The 6,585-nt window shown below is 31.6% G+C and carries 8 protein-coding genes and 1 tRNA gene; 6 read left to right on the forward strand and 3 right to left on the reverse strand.

Annotated features, from left to right (window positions below):
- Nucleotides 1-189: 189 nt before the first annotated feature.
- A tRNA-Asp gene (locus tag V6U76_RS03930) sits at nucleotides 190-266 on the reverse strand.
- A 168-nt stretch (nucleotides 267-434) separates the two neighbouring features.
- Between V6U76_RS03930 and rpsB the strand changes: the two genes are divergently transcribed.
- The 6 genes from rpsB to V6U76_RS03960 are packed head-to-tail and all read left to right on the forward strand — an operon-like array spanning nucleotide 435 to nucleotide 4,729.
- Nucleotides 435-1,190: a 30S ribosomal protein S2 gene (rpsB, locus tag V6U76_RS03935; protein ID WP_333023732.1), complete on the forward strand. Its 756-nt coding sequence runs from the start codon at nucleotides 435-437 to the stop codon at nucleotides 1,188-1,190.
- 12 nt (nucleotides 1,191-1,202) lie between these two features.
- Complete coding sequence (tsf, locus tag V6U76_RS03940) at nucleotides 1,203-2,057, forward strand: translation elongation factor Ts (protein WP_333023733.1); 855 nt, start codon at nucleotides 1,203-1,205, stop codon at nucleotides 2,055-2,057.
- Between the two features lie 9 nt (nucleotides 2,058-2,066).
- Nucleotides 2,067-2,813 (forward strand): UMP kinase, encoded by a 747-nt coding sequence (gene pyrH / locus V6U76_RS03945; protein ID WP_333023734.1) that lies wholly within the window; start codon nucleotides 2,067-2,069, stop codon nucleotides 2,811-2,813.
- Between the two features lie 16 nt (nucleotides 2,814-2,829).
- Nucleotides 2,830-3,387: a ribosome recycling factor gene (gene frr / locus V6U76_RS03950; RefSeq protein ID WP_333023735.1), complete on the forward strand. Its 558-nt coding sequence runs from the start codon at nucleotides 2,830-2,832 to the stop codon at nucleotides 3,385-3,387.
- Nucleotides 3,388-4,092 (forward strand): polyprenyl diphosphate synthase, encoded by a 705-nt coding sequence (gene uppS, locus V6U76_RS03955; protein WP_333023736.1) that lies wholly within the window; start codon nucleotides 3,388-3,390, stop codon nucleotides 4,090-4,092.
- The gene (locus V6U76_RS03960; RefSeq protein ID WP_333023737.1) at nucleotides 4,082-4,729 is read left to right on the forward strand and encodes a phosphatidate cytidylyltransferase; all 648 of its coding nucleotides are present in this window, start codon (nucleotides 4,082-4,084) and stop codon (nucleotides 4,727-4,729) included. Before uppS ends, V6U76_RS03960 begins: the two co-directional genes overlap by 11 nt.
- Here V6U76_RS03960 and lipB read toward each other — a convergent pair.
- Nucleotides 4,726-5,349, reverse strand: a complete 624-nt coding sequence (gene lipB, locus V6U76_RS03965; protein ID WP_333023738.1) for a lipoyl(octanoyl) transferase LipB — start codon at nucleotides 5,347-5,349, stop codon at nucleotides 4,726-4,728. The two genes, V6U76_RS03960 and lipB, sit on opposite strands and share 4 nt — an antisense overlap.
- Before the next feature lie 175 nt (nucleotides 5,350-5,524).
- Nucleotides 5,525-6,585 (reverse strand): aldehyde dehydrogenase family protein (locus V6U76_RS03970; protein ID WP_333023739.1); only part of this gene is annotated, 1,061 nt, incomplete at its 5' end.

A 6,585-nucleotide genomic window follows, 5' to 3' on the forward strand; every position in this document is an offset into this window, starting at 1 on the left:
ACCAGAATCAAAATTTACTTCAGAGATTATAGAACTTTGTTGTTTTATCCCAGTACTTAAATATTCTTGTTTTGAAGTTCCTGTCATTATATTCCTCAAGTATTTACTACTAATAAATCAATTATACTGAATATTTTAATTTTTATCAAGATTTTTTAGTATAAAATGCATATACATTATACTTGAGGATGGCGGGAGTGATGAGACTTGAACTCACGACCTCATGCGTGACAGGCATGCGCTCTAACCAACTGAGCTACACCCCCATTGATTGATATTTTTAGGTTAACATAGAGTAAATTATTTTGTCAATTCTTTTTGATTGATCTTTTGTTAATCTTTACTATAATTAAAAATATAAAATTTACACATGGTTATAACAAATAGTCCCACTAAGGGTTTTACCATGGAAGTTTAACTATTTGGAGAGAAAAATGAATTCATTTAACCTTACTATACGTGACTTAATAGAAGCTGGTGTGCATTTCGGGCATAAGTCTAGCCGATGGAATGCAAAAATGGCTCCATATATATATGGAGTACACAAAGAAAATCGTATACATATCATTGATTTACAAAAAACATTACCTTTATTTAAAAAAGCTATGGAAGCTTTGTATGAGGTTGCTTTTAGGAGGGGGCGCATCTTATTTGTTGGTACGAAATTTCAAGCATTCGATATTATTGCTAAAGAAGCGGTTCGTTGTGGACAACATTATATGAATCATAAGTGGCTTGGAGGTCTGCTAACTAATTGGAATACTGTTTCTTCTTCAATCAAGACACTTGTTCAATATGAGCAAATGCTTGTAAACGAAGATGGCGTCTTTACAAAAAAAGAATTAATACGTATTGAAAATAAAAAAAATAAATTAGAAAGGTCACTATGCGGAATTAGAGAAATGGGTGGAATACCAAATATTTTATTTATTATAGATACAAATAAGGAACATATTGCAATAAAAGAGGCCAAGAAATTAGGGATACCAACAGTTGCAGTAATCGACACTAACTCAAATCCAAACGGTATTACTTATCCTATACCAGGAAATGATGATTCAAGAAAATCAATAGAATTATATTGTAAGCAAGCTTCAGAAGCTATACTTGATGGTATAAATTCTGAATTAATAAGGTCTGGTGTTGACATAAAAGACAAAATAGAAGAAAGTGATAATTCTAATTTTTAAGAGGAAAAATAAATGAAAATACTTTTAAAGGAATTACGTGAGAGAACAGGTGCTGGATTTGGTGATTGCAAGAAGGCATTGGAAGAGTGTAACAACGATATTGAAAAAGCAATTAGCTATTTACGTGTTTTAGGCATTGCTAAAGCTAATAAGAAAATTGATAGGGTAGCAACAAGTGGATTAATTGCTATGCACATAGAGGAAAATTCTGGTGTATTAGTTGAATTAAATTGTGAAACTGATTTTGTTGCGCGGAATGACAGGTTTAAACATTTAATTCTAGATTTAGCTTCGCTTGCTTGTAAAGAGCGTTGTACTAAAGCAGAAGATTTAAAAAATTTTAAGTATGGAAATGTTGGAACAGTTCATGAAGCTATAGTAAATGAGATTTCAGTTCTCGGAGAAAAGTTAGAACTAAGTAGGGTATGCTATTTAGAAGCTAAAAATGGAGTTGTTTTTGGTTATGCACACGGTTCTACGACTAATCTTGGTACAATTGGTGCTTTAGTCCTACTTGAGTCGCATGGTGATAAAGTAAAATTACGAGATATAGGAAAACAAATAGGTATGCATATAGTTGCTATGAAACCAACTGCTCTTTCTATAGAAAATTTAGATCAGAAAGAGCTTTTAAATGAGCGTTTCATTATTGAAGAACAAGTGAAGAGATTAGATAAGTCAGCAGAAGTGAAAAAGAAAATTATAGATGGTCGTATTTCTAAGTATTATGAAGATACTGTATTGTTAGAACAGAAATTCTTTAGAGATGAAAAGATGAAAATCATTGATTTCATTAATTCAAAAGAATTAGTGTTGGGCTGTCCAATCAAGCTTGCTGATTATAAATTATTTTCAATAGGAAATTAAAGCTAGGTGATGAGCCAGTATATTTCTTCTAATGTAATAAAAAAAGAAGTAGTAAAATATTCCAGGGTACTGCTGAAAATTTCTGGTGAGGTTCTTATGGGATCAAAGCAATTTGGTTATGCAGAAGAATCTATTAGTGATTTATCTAAGAGTATATTAGAAATATATAACCTTGGCGTTCAGATATGTATTGTTGTTGGTGGAGGTAACATCTTTCGTGGAGCTTTTTCTTCCTCGTTTGGGTCAGAAAGGGCAAGTAATGATTACATAGGAATGCTTGCAACTGTGATGAATGCCTTAATTCTACAGGATTTCTTAGAGAGAGAATCTATAGACTCTAGAGTGCTTTCTGCTATACCTATGGCTGCTATATGTGAGACTTACATAAGAAGAAAAGCTATTCGTCATCTAGAAAAAAATCGAGTTGTAATATTTGCTTCAGGTATAGGTAATCCATTTTTTACTACAGATACAGCTGCGGCACTTCGTGCTGTTGAAATGAATTGTGATGTAATTTTAAAGGGTACTAAGGTAAATGGCGTATATTCTGATGATCCAAAAAAAAATAAGAATGTTACAAGGTATGATAGGCTTTCTTATACAGATTTATTATCACGTAACCTTAGGATAATGGATGCATCAGCAGTTTCACTTGCACGTGAGAATTTAATTCCTATTATAGTTTTTTCTCTAAAAGAAGAAAAAGTAATTAATATAATAAGAGGAATGGGAGTATACACTATAATTTCTAATTAATAAGCGATGGTAATTTATGTTAGATAAGATAAAAATTGAAGCGAAAGAAAGAATGCTGAAAACTATTCAAGTTTTTCGTGATGACATAAAAGGTGTTCGTACAGGAAGGGCTAATGCATCATTTCTTGACGGAATAGTTGTTAACATAGGAGATGGACGCTGTAAGCTAAATGAACTAGCAAGTGTATCAATTATCAATAGTAAAATGCTATCTGTTGAAGTGTGGGATGCTAGCTCTGTAAATAAGATAAAAGATGCTATATTGAACTCTAGTCTTAATCTTAATCCTATAGTGGAAGGCAAGGTGATGCGTATACCTTTACCAGATATGACTGAAGAAACACGTAAGAAATTGATAAAGCTAGTTCAGCAGTTTGCCAATACTGCACATGAAGCAATTAATAATATTCGTAGAACTGTGATAAAAGAATTGAAAAACATAGAAAAAGGTAAGAAAATCTCAAAAGATGATTGTTCTCGCTATGAAAAGGAAATCGAAAAAATCACTGAAGAAAACCATAATATGATTGACAAGATATTGTCTACAAAAGAAAAAGATATATTACATAATTAAATGATTAATGTATCAGATTTCGAGTACTTACCAAAACATCTAGCAGTGATTATGGATGGAAATAGAAGATGGGCAATTTGTCAGGGTATAAAAGAAGCAGAAGGCTATAAAGAAGGTGGTAAGGTAGCTTATAATATTGTTCAATATTGCTTAGAGTTAAAAATACCTTATTTGACTTTATATGCATTTTCTATGGAAAATTGGCTGAGATCAAAAACAGAAGTTGATACATTAATTAGTTTACTATATTCTACTTTGTGTCAAAAAATTGATTTAATTCATGACTCTAATGTAAAGTTGAATTTCATCGGTGATTTTAGCTTGCTGCCAGAAAAAGTAGTAGAAATGATCGAAAAAGCACAAGAAGCTACTGCTAGAAATACTGGGCTAGTATTAACTATAGCAATTAGTTATGGAGCAAGGCAAGAAATTGCAAAAGCAGTGCGTGATATAGTAAAAAATAATATTGAAGTTAACTCTATATCAGAAAGTACTATTAAAAATTTTTTATATACTAAAGATTTACCAGAGTTAGATTTATTAATTCGCACTGGAGATAAAAAGAGACTTAGCAATTTTTTGCTTTGGCAATCTGCTTATACTGAGTTATATTTTTGCAATATCTTTTGGCCAGATTTTTCCTATCAACATTTGGCAGTAGCATTAAAAGATTATATTATGAGAGACAGAAAGTATGGTAAATAGTGATAATTTTATATCTAGAGTATTATCTTCAATAGTAATATTTTTTTTATTTGCCTTCACTGTATATTCTGGTGGAATATCGTTCTACTTATTGATTTTTTCAATATCAGTATTATCTTCCTTTGAATGGTATAATCTTACAAAAGGAAATAAAGTTTTGTATATATTTGCTCTGCTTTTAATTGCGTTACCAAATGCTTCATTGATATATCTATATAGTTTATCATATGGAAAGCATATATTAATATGGCTTATATTAACCATTTGGGGAATCGATGTGACTGCATATTTATTCGGTAAAAATTTTGGAGGGGCAAAAATTTGTTCTGTCATCAGCCCTAGTAAAACTTGGCACGGGCTTTTTGGTGCAATTTTAGCCGGTATTCTTTTTACATTTTGTGCATCGTTATTTTTTGGTATATTTTCGATTCTTTACTCACCTATAATCGGGTTTGTTATTGCTATTATGGCGCAGCTTGGAGATTTTACTGAATCTGCTATAAAGAGAATATATAAGATTAAAGATAGTAGTAACATTATTCCAGGGCATGGAGGCATTCTTGATCGCATGGATGGATTTATTTTTACTGCTCCAATTGTAGTAATATATCTCAATGACTTTTACAACTATATCTAATGAAACCTTTTATAAAATTCTTGCTTAAGCGTATCATCTAGTTCAGAAAGTGAAACATTTATTCCCAATTCTTTCATTGAAGTAACTCCATAATTTTTTAATCCACAAGGAATAATACCTCTATAGTGAGATAAATTAGGAAAAACATTAAGTGCAATGCCGTGATAGCTTATCCACTTTCTTAATCTAATACCAAAAGCTGCTATTTTTTTTTCTACTCCATCTTTTGTGATCCAAATACCTATCCTATTTTCTTTAAATTCTCCAGTGATATTAAAATGTCTTAATACATTTATAATCCAATTACTCAAATCTCTGATATAGAGCTTTATATCACATCTATTTCTTTTGTTTAGATCAAGCATCAAATATATAACACGTTGACCTGGACCATGATATGTATATTTACCACCTCTACCAGTTCTACATACAGGAAATAATCCTTCTACAATATCATCATCTGTTGCACTAATGCCTGCAGTATATAATGGAGGATGCTCAAGTAACCATACTAACTCACTTGCTAAACTGGCTTGTATTAATTTAACCCTTGCTTCCATAAATTTTACAGCACAGGAATACTCAACAAGCCTATTAGAGGTTAGCCATTTTACATTCATTGTTCCGTTTCATAATTAATAAGAGTTACACTATCACTATACTTATCTGTTTGCATGCAATTGGTAAGACAATCAATTATCAATTGTAATATCATCTACTGCAATGTTTTATATAATTTTAAATTATTAACCATTCATAGATTGCTTGGATTATTAAACTAGTAATCTCAATTTTCTAATCATCAAAACACATAAGTTTAGTATTTCCACCAAAAGCAGTAGTGTTAGTGCTTACAACTTTTTCTGTAGAGAAGCGCTGGAGATAGTAAGGACCACCAGCTTTTGGTCCAGTACCAGATAATCCTCTGCCACCAAAAGGCTGCATACCCACAACTGCACCAATCTGATTACGATTAATATATATATTACCTGCGAATACTTTTTTACTTATAATGTCAATTTGACTTTGTATACGGCTTTGAAAAGCAAAAGTAAGACCATAACCTGTTTTATTTATGTCATCAATTATCTTGTCTAAGTCTAATTTATCATAACGTATAATATGTAAAATAGGACCAAAAGCTTCGCTATTTAATTGAGAGATTCTTTTTATTTCATATATATGAGGAGGAAAGAAGTAACCAAAACTTGATTTAGAATGATAGTCTGCTTTAAATAAAAGATTCACTTCTTCTTGTATAGAGATTTTTTTTACATATCCAATCAAGTTATTTAACGATTTCTCATCTATTATCGGACCAATGTCAGTGCTAAGCATCATAGGATCGCCTATAACTAACTCCTTAGCTGCTCCACAAATCATCTCTATTTGCCTTTCTGCTATATCAGCTTGAATAAATAAAACTCTCAAAGATGAACAACGTTGGCCACTACTACGGAATGCAGAAAGTAAAACATCTGTCGTTACCTGTTCTAAAAGAGCGGAACTATCAATAATCATGGCATTTAATCCTCCAGTCTCAGCAATAAAAGGAACTATTGGACCATCTCTCTTAGCTAATATTCTATTGATTATTTGAGCAGTTTTTGTTGCACCAGTAAAAGCTATTCCAGATACTCTATTATCTGATATAAGAACTTTGCCTAAATATTCACCATTGCCTGGTATAAAATGTAATACATTCTTTGGCACTCCAGCTTCATGTAATATCTTTACAGCTTCACAAGCAATAATCGGTGTTTGTTCAGCAGGTTTAGCAAGTACAGTGTTACCAGCTGCAAGAGCTGCTGAAATTTGTCCTATAAAAATAGCTAACGGAAAATTCCAAGGAGATA

It is taken from the genome of Wolbachia endosymbiont of Pentidionis agamae, assembly GCF_036711655.1.
Taxonomy (GTDB): Bacteria; Pseudomonadota; Alphaproteobacteria; order Rickettsiales; family Anaplasmataceae; genus JAZHPY01.